Origin of the sequence: Enterobacter sp. Lyrl_3, assembly GCF_051948675.1 — a bacterium.
GTDB lineage: Bacteria > Pseudomonadota > Gammaproteobacteria > Enterobacterales > Enterobacteriaceae > Enterobacter > Enterobacter cloacae.
This window is the reverse complement of record NZ_JAYJLI010000001.1, coordinates 338,383-360,483: the sequence shown is the minus strand read 5'-3', so window position 1 is coordinate 360,483 and position 22,101 is coordinate 338,383. Positions and strand designations below refer to the sequence as shown.

22 protein-coding genes are annotated in these 22,101 nt (G+C 56.7%); 14 read left to right on the top strand and 8 right to left on the bottom strand.

Annotated features, from left to right (window positions below; genetic code table 11):
- Positions 1-117 precede the first annotated feature (117 nt).
- The 5 genes from flhB to bglB all read left to right on the top strand — a co-directional run bounded on the left by flhB (position 118) and on the right by bglB (position 6,717).
- Complete coding sequence (gene flhB, locus VF709_RS01930) at positions 118-1,266, top strand: flagellar biosynthesis protein FlhB (protein ID WP_013096066.1); 1,149 nt, start codon at positions 118-120, stop codon at positions 1,264-1,266.
- Complete coding sequence (gene flhA, locus VF709_RS01925; protein WP_020687642.1) at positions 1,259-3,337, top strand: flagellar biosynthesis protein FlhA; 2,079 nt, start codon at positions 1,259-1,261, stop codon at positions 3,335-3,337. The genes flhB and flhA overlap by 8 nt, the downstream gene beginning before the upstream one ends.
- Complete coding sequence (gene flhE / locus VF709_RS01920) at positions 3,337-3,729, top strand: flagellar protein FlhE (RefSeq protein ID WP_095439697.1); 393 nt, start codon at positions 3,337-3,339, stop codon at positions 3,727-3,729. The genes flhA and flhE overlap by 1 nt, the downstream gene beginning before the upstream one ends.
- A 260-nt stretch (positions 3,730-3,989) precedes the next feature.
- Positions 3,990-5,573 (top strand): MFS transporter, encoded by a 1,584-nt coding sequence (locus tag VF709_RS01915; protein WP_129252427.1) that lies wholly within the window; start codon positions 3,990-3,992, stop codon positions 5,571-5,573.
- Positions 5,574-5,577: 4 nt separating this feature from the next.
- Positions 5,578-6,717 carry a beta-galactosidase BglB gene (gene bglB / locus VF709_RS01910; protein ID WP_013096071.1) on the top strand — a complete coding sequence of 380 codons (1,140 nt, stop codon included), beginning with the start codon at positions 5,578-5,580 and terminating at the stop codon, positions 6,715-6,717.
- A gap of 39 nt (positions 6,718-6,756) precedes the next feature.
- Here bglB and argS read toward each other — a convergent pair whose 3' ends face one another.
- The gene (gene argS / locus VF709_RS01905) at positions 6,757-8,490 is read right to left on the bottom strand and encodes an arginine--tRNA ligase (RefSeq protein WP_029882318.1); all 1,734 of its coding nucleotides are present in this window, start codon (positions 8,488-8,490) and stop codon (positions 6,757-6,759) included.
- A 238-nt stretch (positions 8,491-8,728) separates the two neighbouring features.
- Between argS and VF709_RS01900 the strand changes: the two genes are divergently transcribed.
- Both VF709_RS01900 and cutC read left to right on the top strand, forming a co-directional pair.
- Entirely contained in the window at positions 8,729-9,289 is a 561-nt protein-coding gene (locus VF709_RS01900) for a VOC family protein (RefSeq protein ID WP_013096073.1), read from the top strand.
- 78 nt (positions 9,290-9,367) lie between these two features.
- Complete coding sequence (cutC, locus tag VF709_RS01895; protein ID WP_149896378.1) at positions 9,368-10,111, top strand: copper homeostasis protein CutC; 744 nt, start codon at positions 9,368-9,370, stop codon at positions 10,109-10,111.
- A 262-nt stretch (positions 10,112-10,373) separates the two neighbouring features.
- Here the strand turns inward: cutC and cmoB are convergent, their stop codons facing one another.
- Genes cmoB through VF709_RS01870 form a run of 5 tightly spaced genes read right to left on the bottom strand, consistent with a single transcriptional unit; the run spans position 10,374 to position 13,953 of the window.
- Positions 10,374-11,345: a tRNA 5-methoxyuridine(34)/uridine 5-oxyacetic acid(34) synthase CmoB gene (gene cmoB, locus VF709_RS01890; RefSeq protein WP_013096075.1), complete on the bottom strand. Its 972-nt coding sequence runs from the start codon at positions 11,343-11,345 to the stop codon at positions 10,374-10,376.
- Positions 11,342-12,085: a carboxy-S-adenosyl-L-methionine synthase CmoA gene (cmoA, locus tag VF709_RS01885; RefSeq protein WP_013096076.1), complete on the bottom strand. Its 744-nt coding sequence runs from the start codon at positions 12,083-12,085 to the stop codon at positions 11,342-11,344. The genes cmoB and cmoA overlap by 4 nt, the downstream gene beginning before the upstream one ends.
- Positions 12,086-12,125: 40 nt before the next feature.
- Positions 12,126-12,521: an MAPEG family protein gene (locus tag VF709_RS01880; protein WP_013096077.1), complete on the bottom strand. Its 396-nt coding sequence runs from the start codon at positions 12,519-12,521 to the stop codon at positions 12,126-12,128.
- A gap of 50 nt (positions 12,522-12,571) precedes the next feature.
- Complete coding sequence (locus tag VF709_RS01875) at positions 12,572-13,390, bottom strand: DUF72 domain-containing protein (RefSeq protein ID WP_129252432.1); 819 nt, start codon at positions 13,388-13,390, stop codon at positions 12,572-12,574.
- Positions 13,387-13,953, bottom strand: a complete 567-nt coding sequence (locus VF709_RS01870; protein ID WP_045292479.1) for a hydrolase — start codon at positions 13,951-13,953, stop codon at positions 13,387-13,389. Before VF709_RS01870 ends, VF709_RS01875 begins: the two co-directional genes overlap by 4 nt.
- A 264-nt stretch (positions 13,954-14,217) precedes the next feature.
- Here VF709_RS01870 and aspS point away from each other — a divergent pair, with 264 nt between their 5' ends.
- From aspS to ruvB, 6 genes are all read left to right on the top strand, one after another.
- Positions 14,218-15,990 carry an aspartate--tRNA ligase gene (aspS, locus tag VF709_RS01865; RefSeq protein WP_013096080.1) on the top strand — a complete coding sequence of 591 codons (1,773 nt, stop codon included), beginning with the start codon at positions 14,218-14,220 and terminating at the stop codon, positions 15,988-15,990.
- Position 15,991: 1 nt separating this feature from the next.
- Positions 15,992-16,435 (top strand): dihydroneopterin triphosphate diphosphatase, encoded by a 444-nt coding sequence (gene nudB / locus VF709_RS01860; protein WP_023620451.1) that lies wholly within the window; start codon positions 15,992-15,994, stop codon positions 16,433-16,435.
- Between the two features lie 27 nt (positions 16,436-16,462).
- A complete protein-coding gene (locus tag VF709_RS01855) occupies positions 16,463-17,203 on the top strand; it encodes a YebC/PmpR family DNA-binding transcriptional regulator (protein WP_013096082.1) in 741 nt (246 codons plus the stop codon).
- A 34-nt stretch (positions 17,204-17,237) separates the two neighbouring features.
- Positions 17,238-17,759, top strand: coding sequence for a crossover junction endodeoxyribonuclease RuvC (gene ruvC / locus VF709_RS01850; RefSeq protein ID WP_013096083.1), 522 nt, complete (start codon positions 17,238-17,240; stop codon positions 17,757-17,759).
- 81 nt (positions 17,760-17,840) lie between these two features.
- Entirely contained in the window at positions 17,841-18,455 is a 615-nt protein-coding gene (ruvA, locus tag VF709_RS01845; protein ID WP_020687649.1) for a Holliday junction branch migration protein RuvA, read from the top strand.
- 8 nt (positions 18,456-18,463) lie between these two features.
- Positions 18,464-19,474 (top strand): Holliday junction branch migration DNA helicase RuvB, encoded by a 1,011-nt coding sequence (ruvB, locus tag VF709_RS01840; protein ID WP_020687650.1) that lies wholly within the window; start codon positions 18,464-18,466, stop codon positions 19,472-19,474.
- Between the two features lie 59 nt (positions 19,475-19,533).
- Here the strand turns inward: ruvB and znuB are convergent, their stop codons facing one another.
- Both znuB and znuC read right to left on the bottom strand, forming a co-directional pair.
- Entirely contained in the window at positions 19,534-20,319 is a 786-nt protein-coding gene (gene znuB, locus VF709_RS01835; RefSeq protein ID WP_440230798.1) for a zinc ABC transporter permease subunit ZnuB, read from the bottom strand.
- A complete protein-coding gene (znuC, locus tag VF709_RS01830) occupies positions 20,316-21,071 on the bottom strand; it encodes a zinc ABC transporter ATP-binding protein ZnuC (protein ID WP_149896319.1) in 756 nt (251 codons plus the stop codon). The genes znuB and znuC overlap by 4 nt, the downstream gene beginning before the upstream one ends.
- 77 nt (positions 21,072-21,148) lie before the next feature.
- Between znuC and znuA the strand changes: the two genes are divergently transcribed.
- Entirely contained in the window at positions 21,149-22,093 is a 945-nt protein-coding gene (znuA, locus tag VF709_RS01825) for a zinc ABC transporter substrate-binding protein ZnuA (RefSeq protein WP_013096089.1), read from the top strand.
- Positions 22,094-22,101: the final 8 nt, after the last annotated feature.

Here is a 22,101-nt window from a genome sequence, read left to right as displayed (position 1 = left end):
GCCTGAGGCGGTTAACGCAGAATCACCGAAAAGAGCCCGAATAAACGGGCTTTTCCCGCCATTGGATTTCCTCTGCGCTGGCATGATACCCGTGACGTAATGGGCTGAGCATGCACTGTGGCAGAAGAGAACGACGACAAAACAGAAGCCCCCACACCCCACCGACTTGAAAAAGCGCGTGAGGAAGGGCAGATCCCCCGATCCCGAGAGCTGACATCCCTGCTGATCCTTATTGTGGGTGTGTGCATCATCTGGTGGGGTGGGGAGTCGCTCGCCCGAAAACTGGCGGGGATGCTCTCTGCCGGATTACGTTTCGACCACAGTATGGTCAACGACCCAAACCTTATCCTCAGCCAGATTATTCAGCTTATTAAAGGGGCCATGGTCGCACTGCTGCCCCTGATTACCGGGGTGGTGCTGGTCGCGCTGATCTCGCCGGTGATGCTTGGCGGTCTGGTCTTTAGCACCAAATCGCTGCAACCAAAATTTTCCAAACTGAACCCGCTGTCCGGCATCGCGAAAATGTTCTCCGCACAGACCGGGGCAGAACTGCTTAAAGCCATCCTCAAAGCAGCGCTGATGGGCAGTGCCGCGGGGTTTTACCTGTGGCACAACTGGCCGGAAATGATGCGGCTTATCAGCGAGTCGCCTTTGACCGCGATGAGCAATGCATTGAATCTGGTCGGACTCTGCGCGCTGCTGGTGGTCCTCAGCATTATTCCGATGGTGGGGTTCGACGTCATCTTCCAGCTGTACAGCCACTTCAAAAAACTGCGCATGTCCCGTCAGGATATCCGTGACGAATATAAGCAGATGGAAGGTGACCCGCACGTGAAAGGGCGCATCCGCCAGATGCAGCGCGCCGCCGCCCGTCGACGGATGATGGAAGATGTGCCGAAAGCCGACGTTATTGTCACCAACCCGACCCACTATTCCGTTGCGCTGCAGTACGACGAAAACAAAATGAGCGCGCCGAAAGTGGTGGCGAAGGGGGCGGGCTTAATCGCCCTGCGCATCCGCGAGATTGGCACGGAAAACCGGGTGCCAATACTGGAAGCGCCGCCGCTGGCGCGTGCGTTGTACCGCCACGCGGAAATTGGACAACAGATCCCAGGACAACTCTACGCCGCCGTGGCGGAAGTGCTGGCCTGGGTATGGCAGTTGAAACGCTGGCGTCTGGCTGGCGGTCAACGACCTGTCAAACCTGAGAACCTTCCGGTGCCTGCTGCGCTGGATTTTATGAACGAGAAGGACACTGATGGCTAATCTGGTGGCAATGTTGCGCCTGCCCGGCAACCTGAAATCGACCCAATGGCAAATCCTTGCCGGGCCGATCCTCATCCTGCTAATCCTGTCGATGATGGTATTGCCGCTGCCGGCATTCATCCTCGACCTGCTTTTCACTTTCAACATTGCGTTGTCCATCATGGTGTTGCTGGTGGCGATGTTCACCCAGCGTACCCTTGAGTTTGCGGCGTTTCCGACCATCCTGCTGTTTACCACCCTGTTACGACTGGCGCTGAACGTGGCGTCCACGCGTATCATCCTGATGGAAGGCCACACCGGCGCGGCAGCGGCGGGCAAAGTGGTTGAGGCCTTTGGCCACTTCCTCGTGGGCGGTAACTTTGCCATCGGCATCGTGGTGTTTGTCATCCTCGTTATCATCAACTTTATGGTTATCACCAAAGGTGCAGGGCGTATTGCGGAAGTGGGGGCGCGCTTTGTGCTGGACGGGATGCCGGGTAAGCAGATGGCGATCGACGCCGACCTTAACGCCGGGCTTATCGCGGAAGATGAAGCGAAAAAACGCCGTGCGGAAGTGACCCAGGAAGCGGACTTCTACGGCTCAATGGACGGTGCGAGTAAGTTTGTGCGCGGTGACGCCATCGCGGGCATTCTCATCATGGTGATTAACGTGGTGGGTGGCCTGCTTGTTGGGGTGCTGCAGCATGGCATGGGCATGGGCCAGGCGGCTGAAAGCTATACGCTGCTGACCATTGGTGACGGTCTGGTTGCGCAGATCCCGGCGCTGGTCATTTCTACCGCCGCGGGCGTTATTGTTACCCGCGTCAGTACCGATCAGGACGTTGGCGAGCAGATGGTTGGCCAGCTGTTCAGCAACCCGCGCGTCATGCTGCTGGCGGCGGCGGTGCTGGGCCTGCTCGGCCTGGTGCCGGGCATGCCGAACCTGGTTTTCCTGCTGTTCACGGCAGCACTACTGGGCCTTGCCTGGTGGATGCGTGGCCGTGAAATGAAACCCGCGGCAGAACCTGTACCGGTAAAAATGCCGGAGAACACGCAGGCCGTGGAAGCCACCTGGAACGACGTTCAGCTGGAAGATTCGCTGGGGATGGAAGTGGGTTACCGTCTGATCCCGATGGTCGATTTCCAGCAGGATGGCGAACTGCTTGGCCGCATCCGCAGTATCCGGAAAAAGTTCGCCCAGGATATGGGCTTCCTGCCGCCGGTTGTGCACATCCGCGACAACATGGATCTTCCGCCTGCCCGCTACCGTATTCTGATGAAAGGGGTTGAGATTGGCAGCGGCGATGCGTATCCAGGCCGCTGGCTGGCGATTAACCCGGGCACAGCCGCCGGTACGCTGCCGGGTGAACAGACCATCGATCCCGCGTTTGGTCTGGCCGCAATCTGGATTGAAAGCGCGCTCAAAGAGCAGGCGCAAATTCAGGGGTATACCGTGGTGGAGGCCAGTACCGTGGTGGCTACCCATCTTAACCACCTGATTGGACAGTTCTCAGCAGAGCTGTTTGGCCGTCAGGAAGCACAGCAGTTACTCGACCGCGTGAGCCAGGAGATGCCGAAGCTGACGGAGGATCTGGTGCCGGGCGTGCTGACGTTGACCACGCTGCATAAGGTGCTGCAAAACCTGCTTGATGAAAAAGTGCCGATCCGCGATATGCGCACCATTCTGGAAACCCTCGCCGAGCACGCGCCGCTGCAAAGCGATCCGCATGAGCTGACGGCGGTGGTGCGCGTGGCGCTGGGCCGCGCGATCACCCAGCAGTGGTTCCCGGGCACCGGTGAAGTGCAGGTGATTGGCCTGGATACGCCGCTGGAACGTCTGCTGCTGCAGGCCCTGCAGGGCGGTGGCGGGCTGGAGCCGGGTCTGGCGGACCGTCTGCTGGCGCAAACACAGGAGGCGCTGGCGCGTCAGGAGATGCTGGGGGCACCGCCGGTGCTACTGGTAAACCATGCGCTGCGTCCGCTGCTGTCACGCTTCCTGCGCCGTAGCCTGAATCAGCTGGTGGTGCTATCGAATCTGGAGCTGTCTGATAATCGCCATATTCGTATGACGGCGACGATTGGAGGTAAATAATGCGTAAGTGGTTAGGGCTATTACTCTTCCCGCTGGTGGCGCAGGCCGCGGGCGAAGGGACCTGGCAGGCCAGCAGCATCGGCGTGACCCTCAGCAACCGTGGCGTGGCGATGTCGTCGCGTCCGCTGGCGCCTTCTGAACCGGTGTCCGGTCAGATGAGCCTGGTGGTGTGGAACTACTCGCTGATTGGCCCGACGCCTGCCGGGCTGCAGGTGCGTCTGTGCTCCCAGAGCCGTTGCACGGAAATCGACGGAGAGAGCGGCACTACCCAGGCGTTTAACGGCGTACCTGCGGTAGAACCTTTACGCTTTATCTGGGAAGTGCCGGGCGGCGGGCGGTTGATCCCGGCGCTCAAGGTGCAGAGTAATTCCGTTATCGTTAACTACCGCTAGTTGCCTGCCTCAACGCCCGTTATCAACGTTTATGATAGCGGGCTCGCAAAAATGACCTCACCTTTTGAAGTAATAGAAACGCTGTTTTATAAATCAGTGATGCACGTAATGACACTCTTTGCATTTTTGCCAGCCTTTGCGGTGTGATGGCAGAAACAGAAAGGTTTCCACAGTGCGTTAATTCTACTGTAGCCGTGTAAAAACTCCCGGACGAGGTTTGCTTACAGGGGGTCTCCTAAAACTGATTAGGGTTGACGGCAATGAAAACACGAAAAATTGGACTCGCAAACTATCTTGCATACGGGGCAGGGGATTTCCTCGGCGCGGGAACGACCGCGCTGACGGCGGCCTGGCTTTTGTATTTTTATACGACCTTCTGTGGACTCACACCGATTGAAGCGACCTTTATTTTTGCTGCTGCAAGGGTACTGGACGCGGTGGTCAGCCCGCTGATGGGCTTTTTAACCGATAACTTTGGCACCACCTGGCTGGGAAAACGCTTTGGTCGCCGCAAATTCTTTATTCTGCTCGGCATTCCCTGCGTCTTCAGCTACTCCCTGATGTGGGTTGGGGAGATGAATTTCTGGTACTACCTGCTGACCTATCTGGTCTTCGATATCGTCTACACCATGATTCTGGTGCCGTATGAAACGCTGGTCCCGGAGATGACCGATGACTTTAAACAGAAAACGAAATTCTCCGGTGCGCGTATTTCGATGGCGCAGATGTCCGCTATCCTGGCTTCGTTCCTGCCGGGGATCCTGCTGACCCACTTTGGTAAAGACAACGCGATTTCATTCTTCTACGCAAGCCTGGTCTTCTCCGTGCTGTGCGCGCTGATGCTGACCTTTGTCTGGTTCTTCACCTGGGAGCGCCCGCGCGAGGAGTGGTCCGAAGCGGCCCTGCGCGCGGAAGAAGAGAAGAAAAAACTGACCCTGGGCCAGAGCCTGAATCGCCTGTTTGTGGAGTTAAGCTCGACGCTGCGCATCAAGATTTTCCGGCAGCACCTGGGCATGTACCTTGGCGGCTACATTGCGCAGGACGTCTTCAACGCCGTCTTTACCTATTACGTGGTGTTTGTGCTAATGCAGGAGGCGTCTATGGCGTCGAACCTGCTGGGCACGATGGCCATTTTCCAGTTCCTTGCCGTGATTGGGATGATCCCGCTGTGCATTCGCTTTGGGCCTGCGCCGTCTTACCGCATGGTGGTGGTGCTGTTTGGCCTGGCCTCTCTCTCTTACGCCGTGCTGTATTACGCCGGGCTGAGCGACGTTTACGCTTTGCTGCTGCTTATCTCCGCGGTTGCCGGTCTCGGTCGCGGCGGTATCAACTATGTGCCGTGGAACACCTATACCTACATTGCTGACGTGGACGAGGTGATCACCGGCCAGCGTCGTGAGGGCATCTTCGCTGGCATCATGACGCTGACCCGAAAAGCGTCTCAGGCCGGTGCGGTAATGCTGGTGGGCATCGTGATGCAGATGTCCGGCTTTGTCAGCGGTCAGAAAACCCAGCCTGCTGAAGTCAGTCACACCATACTGCTGATTTTGAGCGTGGGAACCCTTCTGGTGCTGTTCTGCGGTTTCCTGGTCTCCCTGCGCTTCAGGCTCAATCTACAAACCCACAGCACGCTGCGCGAAGAGACCGCGAAAATGCGCGAATCGGGCCGCGCCATGCCTGAAGCGGCCAGCCCGCGCGCCCGCGCCACCGTGGAAATGCTGGCCGGTATGCCGTTCGAATCCTTGTGGGGGAATAACAACATTGGTTATCTCAATCGCAATAAACCAGCGTCCCCTTCGCTGAAGGGACGTGCGGTACTGAATTCGACATACAACAGAGGTTAAGATGATGAAAGTTTGGCCTGTCAAACATAGCCCCTTGCTGCGTCAGCCAGAGCGTTTTATCGCCAGGGACGAGCTGAAATCGCTGATTCAGAAGGTGACGCATAACCTGGTCAATATCCACGACAAAACGGGTGAATTTTTGCTGCGGCTGGACGACGGGCGCGTCATTGATACCAAAGGCTGGGCAGGGTGGGAGTGGACGCACGGCGTCGGGTTGTACGGTATCTGGCAGTACTACTGCCAGACCGGCGACGACGGGATGCGCGACATTATCGACAGCTGGTTTGCGGACCGTTTTGCGGAAGGGGCAACCACCAAAAACGTGAATACCATGTCGCCGTTCCTGACGCTGGCGTACCGCTATGAAGAGACCCGAAATCCGGCCTGGCTGCCGTGGCTGGAGAGCTGGGCGGAGTGGGCGATGCATGAGATGCCGCGTACCGAACACGGCGGCATGCAGCACATTACCCTGGCGGAAGAGAACGCGCAGCAGATGTGGGATGACACGCTGATGATGACGGTCCTGCCGCTGGCCAAAATTGGCAAGCTGCTGAACAAACCGGAATACGTTGAGGAGGCCGTGTACCAGTTCCTGCTGCACGTGCAGAACCTGATGGACCGGGAGACCGGGTTGTGGTTCCACGGCTGGAACTATGACGGCAACCATAACTTTGCCCATGCCCGCTGGGCGCGTGGCAACAGCTGGCTCACCATTGTGATCCCGGACTTCCTCGAACTGGTTGATCTGCCGGAAAACAACGCCGTGCGCCGTTATCTGACGCAGGTGCTCAATGCGCAGATTGCCGCGCTGGCGACATGTCAGGACGACAGTGGCCTGTGGCATACGCTGCTCGACGATCCAGACTCATACCTGGAGGCGTCGGCCACGGCAGGCTTTGCCTACGGTATACTTAAGGCCGTGCGTAAACGCTATGTGGCGGCGGAATACGCTGAGGTCGCGGAGAAAGCCATCAGAGGGATTGTGAAAAACATCTCGCCGGAAGGGGAGCTGCTGCAAACGTCGTTCGGAACCGGGATGGGGAGCGATCTGGAGTTTTACCGCCAGATCCCGCTGACGTCGATGCCGTACGGTCAGGCAATGGCAATCCTCTGTTTGACGGAGTATTTGCGGAAGTACTTCTGATCATAAAAAAACCCGGCGATGATGGCCGGGTTTTTTGTATTACATACGTTCTACGGTTTCGATACCCAGGGTATCCAGACCCAGCTTCAGGGTCTTCGCCGTCAGCTGCGCCAGCTTCAGGCGGCTGTTGCGGACCGATTCATTTTCCGCAGACAGAATAGGGCAGTGCTCGTAGAAGCCGGAGAACAGACCGGCCAGATCGTACAGGTAAGCACACATCACGTGCGGCGTACCGTCGCGTGCAACAACGGACAGCGTCTCTTCAAACTGCAGCAGACGGGCCGCCAGCTGGGCTTCGCGATCTTCGGTAATGGTGACGGTCGCATTCGCCAGCACGCTTTCATCGATATTCGCTTTACGGAACACCGAGAGCACGCGGGTGTAGGCATACTGCATGTACGGCGCGGTGTTACCTTCAAACGCCAGCATGTTGTCCCAGTCGAAGATATAGTCGGTGGTACGGTTCTTGGAGAGATCCGCGTATTTCACCGCACCGATACCCACGGCGTTCGCCAGTTTTTCCAGCTCCTCGGCCGGCATATCCGGGTTCTTCTCTGCCACCAGGCGACGGGCGCGTTCCAGCGCTTCATCCAGCAGGTCGGACAGCTTCACCGTACCGCCCGCACGGGTTTTGAACGGCTTGCCGTCTTTACCCAGCATCATGCCGAACATGTGGTGTTCCAGCGGCACGCAATCGGGAACATAACCGGCTTTACGCACGATAGTCCACGCCTGCATCAGGTGCTGGTGCTGACGGGAGTCGATGTAGTACAGCACGCGGTCAGCATGCAGCGTTTCGTAACGGTACTTCGCACAGGCGATATCGGTGGTGGTGTAGAGGTAGCCGCCATCCTTTTTCTGGATGATCACGCCCATCGGTTCGCCTTCCTTGTTTTTGTACTCATCAAGGAATACGACCGTTGCGCCTTCGCTCTCAACCGCCAGATGTTTGGCCTTCAGGTCGGCCACAATGCCCGGCAGCATTGGGTTATAGAGGCTTTCACCCATCACGTCGTCGCGGGTCAGGGTGACGTTCAGACGGTTATAGGTGAGCTGGTTCTGGGACATGGTGATGTCCACCAGCTTGCGCCACATCTCCAGGAAATACGGGTCGCCGCCCTGCAGTTTCACCACATAGCTACGCGCGCGCTCGGCGAAGGCTTCATCTTCGTCGTAGTGTTTTTTGGCTTCACGGTAGAACCCTTCCAGGTCCGCCAGCGCCATTTCACCCGCGTTTTCCTGCTGCTGTTTTTCCAGGTAAGCAATCAGCATACCGAACTGGGTACCCCAGTCGCCAACGTGGTTCGCGCGGATCACCTTGTGACCGAGGAACTCAAGGGTGCGTACTGCCGCGTCACCGATGATGGTGGAGCGCAGGTGGCCAACGTGCATCTCTTTCGCGACGTTTGGCGCGGAGTAGTCAATCACCACGGTCTGTGGCTCTGGCTGGGTTACGCCCAGACGGTCAGATTTCAGCGCTGCGTCAACGTGGCTTGCCAGGAAGGCCGGCTCAAGGAAAATGTTGATAAAGCCCGGGCCAGCAATTTCGGTTTTGCTGGCAATGCCGGTGAGATCCAGATGAGTCAGCACCTGCTCAGCCAGTTGTCGCGGCGGCATGCCCAGTTTTTTAGCCACTGCCATCACGCCATTAGCCTGATAGTCGCCAAACTGTACTTTCGCTGACTGACGAACCTGCGGTTCGCAATCCGCAGGCGCACCTGCGGCAATCAGTGCCTGACTGACTTTTTCTGAGAGAAGAGCCTGAATATTCACCTGGATACCTTACGTTTTTGATGCGGGCTGACTGCCACCCGCGCCAGTTAAAGAATGAGGGCGGGAGTATACTGCAAATGCCTTCTGGCGTCAGCATTGCGGGGGGCGAAGATTGCGCAGAATCCAGGCTAAGAAAGCATGCATAATCATGCAGTGATAAAAAGCGTCATTCCGCGGTTGGTCAAAAGGGGGCAACAGAGTAAATTAGCGGCTTTGCGACACGATAAGAGACTGACTTATGGCGAACTGGCAATCCATTGACGAACTGCATGATATTTCCGCAGATTTACCGCGCTTCACCCAGGCGTTCACAGAACTTGCCACCCGTCTTGGTCTGGACATTGCGCCGCTTGAGGCCGATCACATCTCCTTGCGCTGTCATCAGAACGCCACCGCCGAGCGCTGGCGTCGCGGGTTTGAACAGTGCGGGGAACTGCTCTCTGAGAACATCATCAACGGCCGTCCTATCTGTCTGTTTAAACTTCATGAGCCGGTCTGCGTAGCGCACTGGCAGTTTAGCGTTGTTGAACTGCCGTGGCCGGGAGAAAAACGTTACCCGCATGAAGGCTGGGAGCACATCGAAATCGTGCTGCCAGGCGAGCCCGACACGCTGAATGCGCGCGCGCTGGCGCTGCTGTCTGATGAGGGGTTAAGCAAGCCGGGTATCTTTGTGAAAACGAGTTCACCAAAAGGCGAGCGCGAGCGTTTACCAAACCCGACGCTGGCCGTGACTGACGGACAGGTGACGGTGAAGTTCCATCCCTGGACGATAGAACAGATTGTTGCCAGCGAAGAGTAAGCGTTGTGACGACACGCGAAGACCGACCGGGAGCGGCGTGTCATGATGGTGCATTACGCGGAATTTAAGGAGGAGTGGATGGCGCGGCTGGAGATTTGCTGTTACAGCGTGGAGTGTGCCGTGATGGCGCAACGGCGGGGGGCAGACCGCATTGAACTGTGCGCGGCACCGAAAGAAGGGGGGTTAACGCCCTCGTACGGTGTGTTGAAGTCTGCCCGTCAGGCTGTCACCGTTCCGGTACACCCTATCATTCGTCCTCGGGGCGGTGATTTTTGTTACTCGGCAGGCGAGTTCAGTGCCATGCTTGACGATATCGCCCTTGTTCGCGATCTGGGTTTCCCGGGGCTGGTGACGGGGCTGCTCGATGAAGAAGGCAACGTCGATGTACCGCGTATGCGCCAGGTAATGGCGGCCGCAAAGGGGATGGCGGTAACATTTCATCGCGCGTTCGATATGTGTAAAAACCCATTGCAAGCCTTTGATACCCTTGCGGAACTTGGCGTGGCGCGTGTGCTGACATCGGGCCAGCAGTCGTCGGCTGAAAAAGGACTGCAATTAATTACGGAACTAAAAGCACATTCCGGTGTTCCAATAATAATGGCGGGTGCGGGAGTCCGTGCCAGCAATCTGGAACTGTTTTTAAACGCGGGGGTGGAAGAGCTTCACAGCTCTGCCGGGAAATGGATACCGTCGCCCATGCGTTATCGCAACACAGGGTTGTCTATGTCGACGGATGCTGAAGCGGATGAGTACTCACGCTACGGTGTAGATGGAGAGTCGGTTGCGGAAATGAAATCGCTGATTGAACGTCATCACGTGTAGCAACGTACCGATTTTTACCGCGCATCATGTCGCCCAATATGATGCTTGCTTGTACCAGGCCCCTGCCAATTACACAGGGGCCTTTTTTTCTCCTTCATATTTCAAGCCGCAGCTGCGTTGGCTGCCTCGCTCCCCCCAGTCACTTACTGATGTAAGCTCCTGGGGATTCGCTGCGTTGCCGCCTTGCTGCAACTTGAAATATTTTGGAGAAAACCTGCGATGACCAGGCCGGGTAAGGCGCAGCCGCCACCCGGCTAAAAGGCTACGGCTTCGTGGCAATCAACACCGCACGCATTGGCGCCGGATAGCCTTCAACGGTTTTGCTGTGGTCGGTTGGGTCAAGGAACTGCTCCAGCGATTCGGTCACCATCCACTCCGTGCGGCGTTGCTCCTCGATGGAGGTCACGCAGACGTCGGCGATGCGCACATCCACAAATCCGCACTTCTCCAGCCAGTTTTTCAGCGCCAGCGCGGAAGGAATGAAGTAGACGTTGCGCATTTGCGCGTAACGATCGCCGGGAACCAGAACGGTATTTTCATCGCCTTCGACCACCAGCGTTTCCAGCACCAGTTCGCCGCCGCTGACCAGCTGATCTTTCAGTTGCCATAAATGCTCCAGCGGGGAACGGCGATGGTACAGCACGCCCATGGAGAAGACGGTATCAAACGCTTTCAGCGCGGGCAGTTGCTCAATGCCCAGCGGCAGCAAATGCGCGCGCTGGTCGTTACCCAGTAGCTTACGCACGGCTTCGAACTGGCACAGGAACAACTGCATCGGGTCGATGCCAACGGCTAAATGCGCGCCCGCGCCAATCATGCGCCACATGTGGTAACCGCTACCGCAGCCGACGTCCAGAATGGTACGCCCGGTCAGGTCGGAGAGGTGCGGCAGCACGCGATCCCATTTCCAGTCGGAGCGCCATTCAGTATTGATATTCACCCCGTAGAGCGAAAACGGTCCTTTGCGCCACGGCATCAGGTTACGCATCAGCGTTTCGATGCGATTAATCTGCCCGGCGGGCAGCGGCTCTGCGCTTTCGGCCGTGACGCTGTGCAGCAGATCCAGACGGTGAGGCGTCAGCTCCGGCAGAAACTCCACCGCATTTGACCACTGCTTCAACAGCCCATGCTGCTGATCGCGCTGCCAGGTGGCAATCTGCGCAGGCAGGGTCTCCAGCCAGTGGGAGAGATGGTTTTTTGCAATCAGCTGATAGAAGTTACCGAACTCAATCATGCCGCGTCCTCAGCTTTCAGCGCCACCAGGGAGCCAAAGTTAAAGCACTGGAACCACAGTTCGCTGTGCTCAAAGCCTGCCTGGCGCAGACGCGCTTTATGGGTTTCCACGGAGTCCGTCAGCATCACGTTTTCCAGCATGCTGCGTTTCTGGCTAATCTCCAGCTCGCTGTAGCCGTTTGCACGTTTGAAATCGTGGTGCATGTTGAACAGCAGTTCGCCGACGGTCGCGTCTTCAAAGCTGAATTTCTCAGACAGCACCAGCGCGCCACCGGGGTTAAGGCCCTGATAAATTTTGTCCAGCAGCCGCTGGCGGTCATCGGGCACCAGGAACTGCAGGGTAAAATTCAGCACGACCATCGAGGCGTTGTGGATTTCGATGTCACGAATGTCGCCTTCAACGACCTCGACCGGAGTTGCCGCTTTCCAGGCATCAATATGGCGACGGCAGCGTTCAACCATCGCCGGGGAGTTATCGACGGCAATGATTTTACAGCCTTCGTGATGAACGTTACGACGTACCGACAACGTTGCCGCGCCGAGCGAGCAGCCCAGGTCATACACCTGCGTGCCGGGTTGAACGAAGCGCTCAGCCAGCATGCCGATCATGGAGATAATATTGGAATAACCGGGAACAGAGCGCTGGATCATATCCGGGAAGACTTCGGCTACCCGTTCATCGAAGGTCCAGTCGCCCAGGCTGGCGATAGGCGCGGAAAAAAGCGTGTCGCGATCTGACATAACGTAAAAATCCGGGAAAAATAAAGTGGCGTATTGTGCGCTAACGGAAGGAGAAAACCAACTCCCACGGCATATACCAAAGGTTAGCCAGCACCATCAGCAAAAGCGAACACCATGTCGCGCTCATGCCGGAACGACGCCAGCGGAATAAGCGGTGGTGAAAGCCGTAATAATGCATTAACCGACCCGCAATCAGCAGCAGGCCACAAATGTGTACCATCCAGGTTTCGGCGCCATTCATCTCCATAAACAGCAGCAAAATGAGTGCCACCGGAATGTACTCAACCGCGTTGCCGTGGATACGGATAGCGCTTTGCAGTTCGGAAAACCCCCCGTCGCCGTATGAGACGCGGTACTGCATTCTGAGTCGCACAACATCAAATGAAAATTTAATCAGCAGTAATGCACCTAGCACCGCATACAACGCGCTGACCATACAAACTCCCTGTGTTTTGGCAGATGGCGTCTCTATGATATGGCGTGATCTCAGAAAAGAGAAGATTGTTGTGGGATGGAGGGCGCGCTGCCGAGCGACGGAACCGCGGTTTGCAGGGCCTGCCAGAGCGTATCGACCAGTTCGGGGGCCTGGGCGATATCCGGCGTATGTAAAAAAAGATACGGCGTGGTGGTCTGTTCCCATTTCGCTAACGTGTGCAGCCAGACGGCGAACATCTCCTGATTTTGCTGCATATTGTCGCTGCCGATAAACCGGACCATCGGATTGTGCGCGGTTACGATAGCGTGGACCGGGACTTTGGGCTTCTTGCGCTGGGCATCAATAATGGCTTCGTTATGCGCAATTGCGCTGTGAACAGGACGACTGTCAAGGATGACGCGGTTGACTGAGCGCTCATGCAATCCCCGGTTGAGTGCTTTCTCTACCTCGCCTTTGGCAAAAAATTCAGGATGTCTCACTTCAACGCCGTAGGTAAAGTCCCGGGGCAGGCCATCAAGGAATGGCCAGAGCGCGGGCAGATCGCGCGGACCAAAGGTGGCGGGAAGCTGCAGCCAGTACTGGCCGATACGGTTTGCCAGTGGCGACATTCGGCCAAAAAACTCTTCGGTTAAATCACTGCAGTTACGCAGGGCGGCGTTATGGGAGATGGTTGCTGGAAATTTAAAGCAGAAGCGGAAATCATCCGTGGTTTGATCCCGCCAGCGCTCGACAATCTCTGCCCGGGGAAGGGCATACAGCGTGGTGTTGCCCTCCACGCAGTTAAAGTGCCGGGCGTACTCTTCAAGGCTGGTTATGCCAAGGCGCACCCATTTCGGGTGCGACCACTGGGGCAGGCCCACGTACATCATAACGCGCTTAAAATCTCATCCGTGCTGCGCACGCGACCGATGCGCGGGAAAATATGGGTCATGCTGCCCTGGTGTTGTTCCGCAGAAGCCGCGCTGCATGCGTCTTCGGCAATCACCAGGTTAAAGCCCAACTCCCAGGCGTTACGGGCGGTGGATTCCACGCCAATGTTGGTGGAGATCCCGCACAGGATAATGGTGTCGATACCGCGGCGGCGCAGCTGTAGCTCCAGGTCGGTGCCATAGAAGGCGCCCCACTGGCGTTTGGTCACTTCGATATCGCTGTCGCGTTTACCGAGCGAGACCGGATACGTCCACCAGTTGTCCGGCAGGGCGTGCGCGGGCGCCTGGGCGTCAACCGGCTGTTTTAACGCTTCGGCAAAATCGGTCGACCAGCCAACGCGCACCATGACAACCGGTGCGCCGCTGGCGCGGCATTTTTCCGCCAGACGGGCGGCACGGCTGACGACATCATCAGCGGTGTGCGGGCCGCCGGCAAAGGGAAGGATCCCTTCCTGTAGATCAATCACCACCAGGGCGGTTTTGCGGGCATCAAGTGTCAGCATGGTAACTCCAGTTAAATGAATCGCTTCCGTTACACCTTACGACGTTATGGCCTGTTATCGGTCGGATAATTTTGTTAATTTTTGTGAGAATGCGCAATAAGAGCGCAGCAAACGTGCGTCTGGCCGTGCTTCGCTCTTATCGTCCGGCGGAATTTCCAGTATAATAGCCGCCTTTTTTCATCCAGTTGTGACATACAGAAAGCTGCGACATAGTAGCCTGCATACCAGGCGACATTTAGCCTGCGGCTAATTAAGGGATATCTCATGCGTACAGAATATTGCGGGCAGCTGCGTCAGTCCCACGTCGGACAGCAGGTGACCCTGTGTGGTTGGGTCAACCGTCGTCGTGATCTTGGTAGCCTTATCTTCATCGATATGCGCGACCGCGAAGGTATCGTTCAGGTGTTCTTCGATCCGGATCGCGCGGACGCGTTGAAGCTGGCTTCTGAGCTGCGTAATGAGTTCTGCATTCAGGTCACCGGCACCGTACGTGCGCGTGACGAGAAAAACGTCAACGCAGATATGGCGACCGGTGCCATTGAAGTGCTGGCCTCCGATCTGACGATCATCAACCGTGCTGAAGCGCTGCCGCTGGACTCCAACCACGTCAACACTGAAGAAGCGCGTCTGAAATACCGCTACCTGGATCTGCGTCGCCCGGAGATGGCACAGCGCCTGAAAACCCGTGCGAAAATCACCAGCCTGGTGCGTCGCTTTATGGATGACCACGGTTTCCTCGATATCGAAACCCCGATGCTGACCAAAGCCACGCCGGAAGGCGCGCGCGATTACCTGGTGCCATCCCGCGTTCATAAAGGCAAATTCTACGCGCTGCCGCAGTCTCCACAGCTGTTTAAACAGCTGCTGATGATGTCCGGCTTCGATCGCTACTATCAGATCGTAAAATGCTTCCGTGACGAAGACCTGCGCGCTGACCGTCAGCCAGAATTTACCCAGATCGATGTGGAAACCTCCTTCATGACCGCTGAGCAGGTGCGTGAAGTGATGGAAGCGCTGGTGCGCAGCCTGTGGAATGACGTGAAGGGCGTGGAGCTGGGCGACTTCCCCATTATGACCTTCGCCGAAGCCGAGCGTCGTTACGGCTCCGACAAACCAGACCTGCGTAACCCTATGGAGTTGGTGGACGTTGCTGACCTGGTGAAATCCGTTGAGTTTGCGGTGTTTGCCGGCCCGGCTAACGATCCGAAAGGCCGCGTAGCAGCCCTGCGTGTACCGGGCGGAGCAGCGCTTAGCCGTAAGCAGATTGACGACTACGGTAACTTCATCAAGATCTACGGCGCGAAAGGTCTGGCCTATATTAAAGTAACCGAGCGTGCGAAAGGTCTGGAAGGTATCACCAGCCCGGTGGCGAAGTTCCTGAACGCGGAGATTGTAGAAGCGATCCTTGAGCGCACCGGCGCACAGGATGGCGACATGATCTTCTTCGGCGCTGACAACAAGAAAATTGTTGCCGATGCAATGGGCGCGCTGCGTCTGAAACTGGGCAAAGATCTGAACCTCACTGACGAGAGCAAATGGGCGCCGTTGTGGGTTATCGACTTCCCGATGTTTGAAGACGACGGTGAAGGCGGCCTGACTGCCATGCACCACCCGTTCACTTCGCCAAAAGACATGACGGCGGCAGAGCTGAAAGCGGCACCGGAAGAGGCAGTCGCGAACGCCTACGATATGGTTATCAACGGCTATGAAGTGGGCGGCGGCTCCGTGCGTATTCACAGCGGTGAGATGCAGCAGACGGTGTTCGGCATTCTGGGCATCAACGAACAGGAACAGCGCGAGAAGTTCGGCTTCCTGCTGGATGCGCTGAAGTACGGTACGCCGCCTCACGCAGGCCTGGCATTCGGTCTCGACCGTCTGACTATGCTGCTGACCGGCACCGACAACATCCGTGACGTTATCGCCTTCCCGAAAACCACCGCAGCGGCGTGTCTGATGACCGAAGCGCCAAGCTTCGCTAACCCGGCCGCACTGGCTGAGCTGGGTATCGACGTGGTGAAAAAGGAAGAGAAAAACTGATATGGCATATAAGCGTCCCGTTTCTGTCTTAGTTGTAATTTACGCTCAGGACACGAAGCGGGTGCTGATGTTGCAGCGGCGCGATGACCCTGAATTCTGGCAGTCGGTTACCGGCAGTCTGGAAGAGGGCGAAACCGCGCCGCAGGCCGCCGCGCGTGAAGTAAAGGAAGAGGTCACCATTGACGTTGCTTGCGAGCAACTGACCCTGAAGGACTGTCAGCGCACGGTGGAGTTCGAAATTTTTAGCCATTTACGTCATCGCTATGCACCGGGTATCGAGCGCAACACGGAATCGTGGTTCTGTCTCGCGCTCCCTCACGAACGGGAGATCGTGTTCACTGAACATCTGACCTACCGCTGGGTGGATGCGGCGGATGCCGCCGCACTGACCAAATCGTGGAGCAACCGGCAGGCGATTGAAGAATTTGTAATTAACGCAGCCTGAAAAGGCGCGATTTTTGGAGAACTTTTTATGGCAGGTCATAGTAAGTGGGCCAACACCAAACACCGCAAAGCGGCACAGGATGCCAAGCGCGGTAAGATCTTTACCAAAATCATTCGCGAGCTGGTGACAGCGGCGCGTCTGGGCGGCGGCGATCCGGCGTCTAACCCACGTCTGCGTGCGGCAGTAGATAAAGCGCTGTCCAACAACATGACGCGTGACACCCTGAACCGTGCTATCGCTCGTGGCGTGGGCGGTGATGAAGACACGAACATGGAAACCATCATTTATGAAGGTTACGGTCCTGGCGGCACCGCGGTAATGGTTGAATGTCTGTCCGACAACCGTAACCGTACCGTTGCAGAAGTGCGCCATGCGTTCACCAAAACCGGGGGTAACCTGGGGACTGACGGTTCTGTAGCGTACCTGTTCAGCAAAAAAGGCGTCATCTCCTTCGAGAAAGGCGACGAAGATGTCATCATGGAAGCGGCACTGGAAGCGGGTGCGGAAGACGTAGTCACCTTCGACGATGGCGCTATCGATGTCTACACCGCGTGGGAAGAGATGGGCGCAGTACGTGATGCGCTGGAAGCGGCGGGCCTGAAAGCCGACAACGCTGAAGTCTCCATGATCCCGTCCACCAAAGCGGATATGGATGCTGAAACGGCACCAAAACTGCTGCGTCTGATCGACATGCTTGAAGACTGCGACGACGTGCAGGAAGTGTATCACAACGGTGAGATCTCTGATGAGGTTGCAGCGACTCTCTGATGAGAGCGTTTAAACCGTTTACGGGAGACGCGTGATGTCGATTATCCTTGGGATTGACCCCGGCTCACGCGTCACCGGTTACGGCGTTATCCGTCAGGTTGGACGCCAGTTAACCTACCTTGGCAGTGGCTGTATTCGCACCAAAGTTGAAGATCTGCCGTCGCGACTGAAGCTCATTTATGCGGGCGTGACGGAGATTATAACCCAGTTTCAGCCTGACTATTTCGCCATCGAGCAGGTCTTCATGGCGAAAAACGCCGATTCGGCGTTAAAGCTCGGTCAGGCGCGGGGCGTGGCAATTGTTGCTGCCGTGAACCAGGATCTTCCGGTATTTGAATACGCGGCAAGACAGGTCAAGCAGACGGTGGTCGGGATTGGTAGCGCGGAGAAAAGCCAGGTGCAGCATATGGTGCGTACCCTGTTGAAGCTCCCCGCGAACCCGCAGGCCGATGCCGCCGATGCGCTGGCAATTGCGATCACCCACTGTCATGTCAGCCAGAACGCGATGCAAATGAGCGAGTCGCGGCTCAATCTGGCGCGAGGCAGGTTACGATAATGAGAAATCAGGCTGGATGTTTATCCAGCCTTTTTTTATTATGTCGCAAATCAATAATTTTCCAGAACGCAGGAGCGTCACGTGATAGGCAGACTCAGAGGCATCATCATTGAAAAACAACCCCCGTTAGTGCTGCTGGAAGTGGGCGGCGTGGGCTATGAAGTCCATATGCCAATGACCTGCTTCTACGAGCTGCCGGACGCGGGCAAAGAGGCGATTGTCTTTACCCAGTTTGTGGTGCGTGAAGATGCTCAACTGCTCTATGGCTTCAACAACAAACAGGAACGCACCCTGTTCCGCGAGCTGATTAAAACCAACGGCGTCGGGCCGAAGCTGGCGCTGGCCATTCTCTCCGGTATGTCCGCCCAGCAGTTCGTGAATGCCGTTGAGCGCGAAGATCCTGCCGCGCTGATTAAGCTTCCGGGCATTGGTAAGAAAACGGCAGAGCGCCTGATTGTTGAGATGAAAGACCGCTTTAAAGGTCTGCATGGCGATCTCTTTACCCCTGCTGCCGATCTGGTGCTGACTTCGCCGGGTGCGCCTGTGTCGGATGATGATGCCGAGCAGGAAGCGGTTGCCGCGCTGGTGGCGCTGGGCTATAAACCTCAGGAGGCCAGCCGAATGGTGAGCAAAATTGCCAAACCGGATGCCAGCAGTGAAACTCTGATTCGTGAAGCGCTGCGCGCTGCATTGTGAGGTAAAGGATGATTGAAGCAGATCGCCTGGTATCGGCAGGCACTATTCAGGCAGAGGACGTGGTGGATCGTGCGATCCGTCCGAAGTTGCTTGATGAGTATATTGGCCAGCCGCAGGTGCGTTCCCAGATGGAGATCTTCATCCAGGCGGCAAAGCTGCGCGGCGATGCGCTCGATCACCTGCTGATATTCGGTCCTCCGGGTTTGGGGAAAACCACCCTGGCGAATATCGTTGCTAATGAAATGGGCGTGAACCTGCGTACCACGTCTGGCCCGGTGCTGGAAAAAGCAGGCGATTTGGCGGCGATGCTGACCAATCTTGAACCGCACGACGTGCTGTTTATCGATGAGATCCACCGCCTGTCGCCGGTGGTGGAAGAGGTTCTCTATCCGGCAATGGAAGACTACCAGCTGGATATTATGATCGGCGAAGGGCCTGCCGCGCGTTCGATCAAAATCGATCTGCCGCCGTTTACCCTGATTGGCGCCACCACCCGCGCCGGGTCGTTAACCTCTCCACTGCGCGACCGCTTTGGTATTGTGCAGCGCCTCGAGTTCTATCAGGTCGCCGACCTCCAGCATATCGTGGGCCGCAGTGCCCGCTATATGGGGCTGGATATGAGCGAAGAGGGGGCATTTGAAGTGGCGAAGCGTTCGCGCGGAACACCGCGTATCGCTAACCGCCTGCTGCGCCGCGTTCGTGACTTTGCAGAAGTGAAGCACGATGGTTCTATTTCTGCCGAAATTGCTGCTCAGGCGCTGGATATGCTGAATGTCGATGCTGAGGGTTTTGACTACATGGACCGCAAGCTGCTGCTGGCGGTACTGGACAAATTCTTTGGCGGGCCGGTCGGGCTGGATAACCTGGCGGCGGCAATCGGGGAAGAGCGCGAGACAATTGAAGATGTACTCGAACCGTATCTGATCCAGCAGGGCTTCCTGCAACGTACCCCGCGTGGGCGTATGGCCACGGTGCGGGCGTGGAATCATTTTGGTATCACGCCACCGGCAATGCCGTAATGCTTAATTCCCTCTCCCACCGGGAGAGGGTTAGGATGAGGGCATCAGCGCCCTCGATATCAACTAGCGGTCTTCTTCATCATATTGAAAATAAACAGCACCGCCGCACACAGCACCACTGACGGCCCCGCAGGCGTGTCATAGAACGCCGAGAAGGTTAACCCGCCCGTTACCGCAATCATCCCGATAATCACCGCCACGCCTGCCATCTGCTCCGGCGTACGGGCAAAACGACGCGCGGTGGCCGCAGGAATAATCAGTAGCGACGTAATAATCAGCGCACCGACGAACTTCATCGCCACGCCGATGGTTAACGCCGTCACCAGCATCAGCAGCAGTTTCACCCGCTGCAGCTTCACGCCGTCTACAAACGCCAGATCCGGGCTGACGGTCATCGCCAGCAAATTACGCCACTGCCACAGCAGAATACCCAGCACCACCACCACGCCAATGGCAATAGCAATGAGATCTTCAGGCGTCACGGCGAGCAGGTCGCCAAACAGGTAGGCCATCAGGTCAACGCGGATATTAGACATCAGGCTCACTACCACCAGACCCAGCGACAGGGCGCTGTGCGCCATAATGCCGAGCAGGGTATCAATGGCGAGGTGAGGGCGTTTTTCCAGCCAGACCAGACCGGCGGCGAGGAGCAGCGTAACGACAATCACAGCATAGAACGGGTTGACGTCCAGCAGCAAACCAAAGGCCACGCCCAGCAGTGAAGCATGGGCCAGGGTATCGCCGAAATAGGACATTCTGCGCCAGACCACAAACGAGCCAAGCGGACCCGCGGCGCAGGCGAGCATAATCCCGGCCAGCCAGCCGGGCAGTAACAGTTCAATCATGAGTGTCCATTTCCCCGGCGCAGGACAATTCGTCCCTGTAAATCATGGCGGTGGTTATGATGATGGCGATAAATACCCAGTTGTTCAGCCCCGCGAGGGCCAAACATAGAGATAAATTCGGGGTGCATTGACACCACTTCAGGCGTGCCGGAACAGCAGATATGATGGTTCAGACAGAGCACTTCGTCGGTTTTCGCCATCACCAGATGCAGGTCGTGGGAGACCATCAGCACCGCGCAGTTCAGTTCGTGGCGCAGCTGGTCAATTAAATCGTAAAGCGCGACCTGACCATTGACGTCCACACCTTGCGTTGGCTCATCCAGTACCAGCAGCTGGGGGCTGCTGAGCAGCGCCCGGGCAAGTAACACGCGCTGGGTTTCCCCGCCGGACAGTTTTTGCAGTGGCGCGTCCGCCAGGTGGCCCGCCTGGACACGTTTCAGCGCCGGAAGAATATCGGCTTTACGCGTACCAGGGCGCAGGCGCAGGAAGCGGCTGACGGTCAGCGGCAGCGTGGCATCAAGATGTAATTTTTGCGGCACGTAGCCGATACGCAATTTTTCTTCACGCTTGATGACACCTTCATCAGGGGCTACCAGACCCAGCACCACGCGCACTAGGGTGGATTTACCCGCGCCATTCGGACCGAGCAGCGTCAGAATTTTACCGGGCTTCAGATCCAGCGAGACGTCAGAAAGGACGCGGCGCTGACCGAACGAGACCGAAACATTTTCAAGAGAAACCAAAGTTGTCATGTCAATTTAAGCTTGCAGAAGTCAACGAATGTTATAATATCACATTCCACGCATTCATTACGATGATTAGTCGCATTATGTTACATAAAAATACGCTTCTTTTCGCAGCATTATCCGCTGCCCTTTGGGGCACAACAGCACAAGATGTTAACGCTGCCGTTGTCGCTTCGCTCAAACCGCTGGGATTCATTGCATCGGCCATTGCAGATGGGGTGACGGAAACCCAGGTTCTGCTGCCCGATGGTGCCTCTGAGCATGATTATTCCCTGCGTCCATCTGATGTAAAACGCTTACAAAACGCGGACTTAGTTGTCTGGATTGGGCCGGAGATGGAAGCCTTCATGCAGAAGTCTGCGAACCAGATCGCGGACACGAAAAAGGTCACCATTGCCGAACTTTCTGGCGTGAAACCGTTGCTCATGAAGGGGAGTGACGACGACGGTGACGAACACGAAGGTCATCATGCTCATGATGAAAAAGGTGACGGGGATCACCATCACGGCGAGTACAATATGCATCTTTGGCTCTCCCCAGAGATAGCGCGGCTTTCGGCGGTTGCAATCCATGACAAATTAGTGGAACTTATGCCGCAAAGTCGAGCCAAACTAGACGCCAACCTGAAAGATTTTGAGGCACAATTAGCCGCAACCGATAAGCAGGTGGGTAACGAGCTGGCACCGCTGAAAGGAAAAGGGTATTTCGTTTTTCATGACGCCTATGGCTATTACGAAAAACACTACGGCCTGACCCCGCGTGGGCATTTTACCGTCAACCCTGAAATTCAGCCTGGTGCGCAGCGTTTACATGAGATCAGAACACAGTTGGTTGAGCAAAAAGCGTCCTGCGTTTTTGCTGAGCCACAGTTCAGGCCAGCGGTCGTAGAAGCCGTGGCCAGGGGAACATCCGTGCGCATGGGAACCCTTGACCCGCTAGGAACGAACATCCAGTTGAGTAAAGCGAGCTATTCGCAGTTCCTCACTCAACTGGCGAACCAGTATGCGAGCTGCCTGAAAGGAGATTAACGAGGAAG

Coding starts and splice junctions, on each gene's coding strand:
- VF709_RS01900 (WP_013096073.1), top strand. CDS start 8,729: ATGGCGAACTGGCAATCCATTGACGAACTGCATGATATTTCCGCAGAT.
- znuB (WP_440230798.1), bottom strand. CDS start 20,319: ATGATTGAACTGTTACTGCCCGGCTGGCTGGCCGGGATTATGCTCGCC.
- flhA (WP_020687642.1), top strand. CDS start 1,259: ATGGCTAATCTGGTGGCAATGTTGCGCCTGCCCGGCAACCTGAAATCG.
- ruvB (WP_020687650.1), top strand. CDS start 18,464: ATGATTGAAGCAGATCGCCTGGTATCGGCAGGCACTATTCAGGCAGAG.
- ruvC (WP_013096083.1), top strand. CDS start 17,238: ATGTCGATTATCCTTGGGATTGACCCCGGCTCACGCGTCACCGGTTAC.
- cmoA (WP_013096076.1), bottom strand. CDS start 12,085: ATGTCAGATCGCGACACGCTTTTTTCCGCGCCTATCGCCAGCCTGGGC.
- VF709_RS01880 (WP_013096077.1), bottom strand. CDS start 12,521: ATGGTCAGCGCGTTGTATGCGGTGCTAGGTGCATTACTGCTGATTAAA.
- znuA (WP_013096089.1), top strand. CDS start 21,149: ATGTTACATAAAAATACGCTTCTTTTCGCAGCATTATCCGCTGCCCTT.
- nudB (WP_023620451.1), top strand. CDS start 15,992: ATGGCATATAAGCGTCCCGTTTCTGTCTTAGTTGTAATTTACGCTCAG.
- VF709_RS01855 (WP_013096082.1), top strand. CDS start 16,463: ATGGCAGGTCATAGTAAGTGGGCCAACACCAAACACCGCAAAGCGGCA.
- VF709_RS01875 (WP_129252432.1), bottom strand. CDS start 13,390: ATGATGTACGTGGGCCTGCCCCAGTGGTCGCACCCGAAATGGGTGCGC.
- aspS (WP_013096080.1), top strand. CDS start 14,218: ATGCGTACAGAATATTGCGGGCAGCTGCGTCAGTCCCACGTCGGACAG.
- VF709_RS01915 (WP_129252427.1), top strand. CDS start 3,990: ATGAAAACACGAAAAATTGGACTCGCAAACTATCTTGCATACGGGGCA.
- VF709_RS01870 (WP_045292479.1), bottom strand. CDS start 13,953: ATGCTGACACTTGATGCCCGCAAAACCGCCCTGGTGGTGATTGATCTA.
- cmoB (WP_013096075.1), bottom strand. CDS start 11,345: ATGATTGAGTTCGGTAACTTCTATCAGCTGATTGCAAAAAACCATCTC.
- znuC (WP_149896319.1), bottom strand. CDS start 21,071: ATGACAACTTTGGTTTCTCTTGAAAATGTTTCGGTCTCGTTCGGTCAG.
- bglB (WP_013096071.1), top strand. CDS start 5,578: ATGAAAGTTTGGCCTGTCAAACATAGCCCCTTGCTGCGTCAGCCAGAG.
- cutC (WP_149896378.1), top strand. CDS start 9,368: ATGGCGCGGCTGGAGATTTGCTGTTACAGCGTGGAGTGTGCCGTGATG.
- flhE (WP_095439697.1), top strand. CDS start 3,337: ATGCGTAAGTGGTTAGGGCTATTACTCTTCCCGCTGGTGGCGCAGGCC.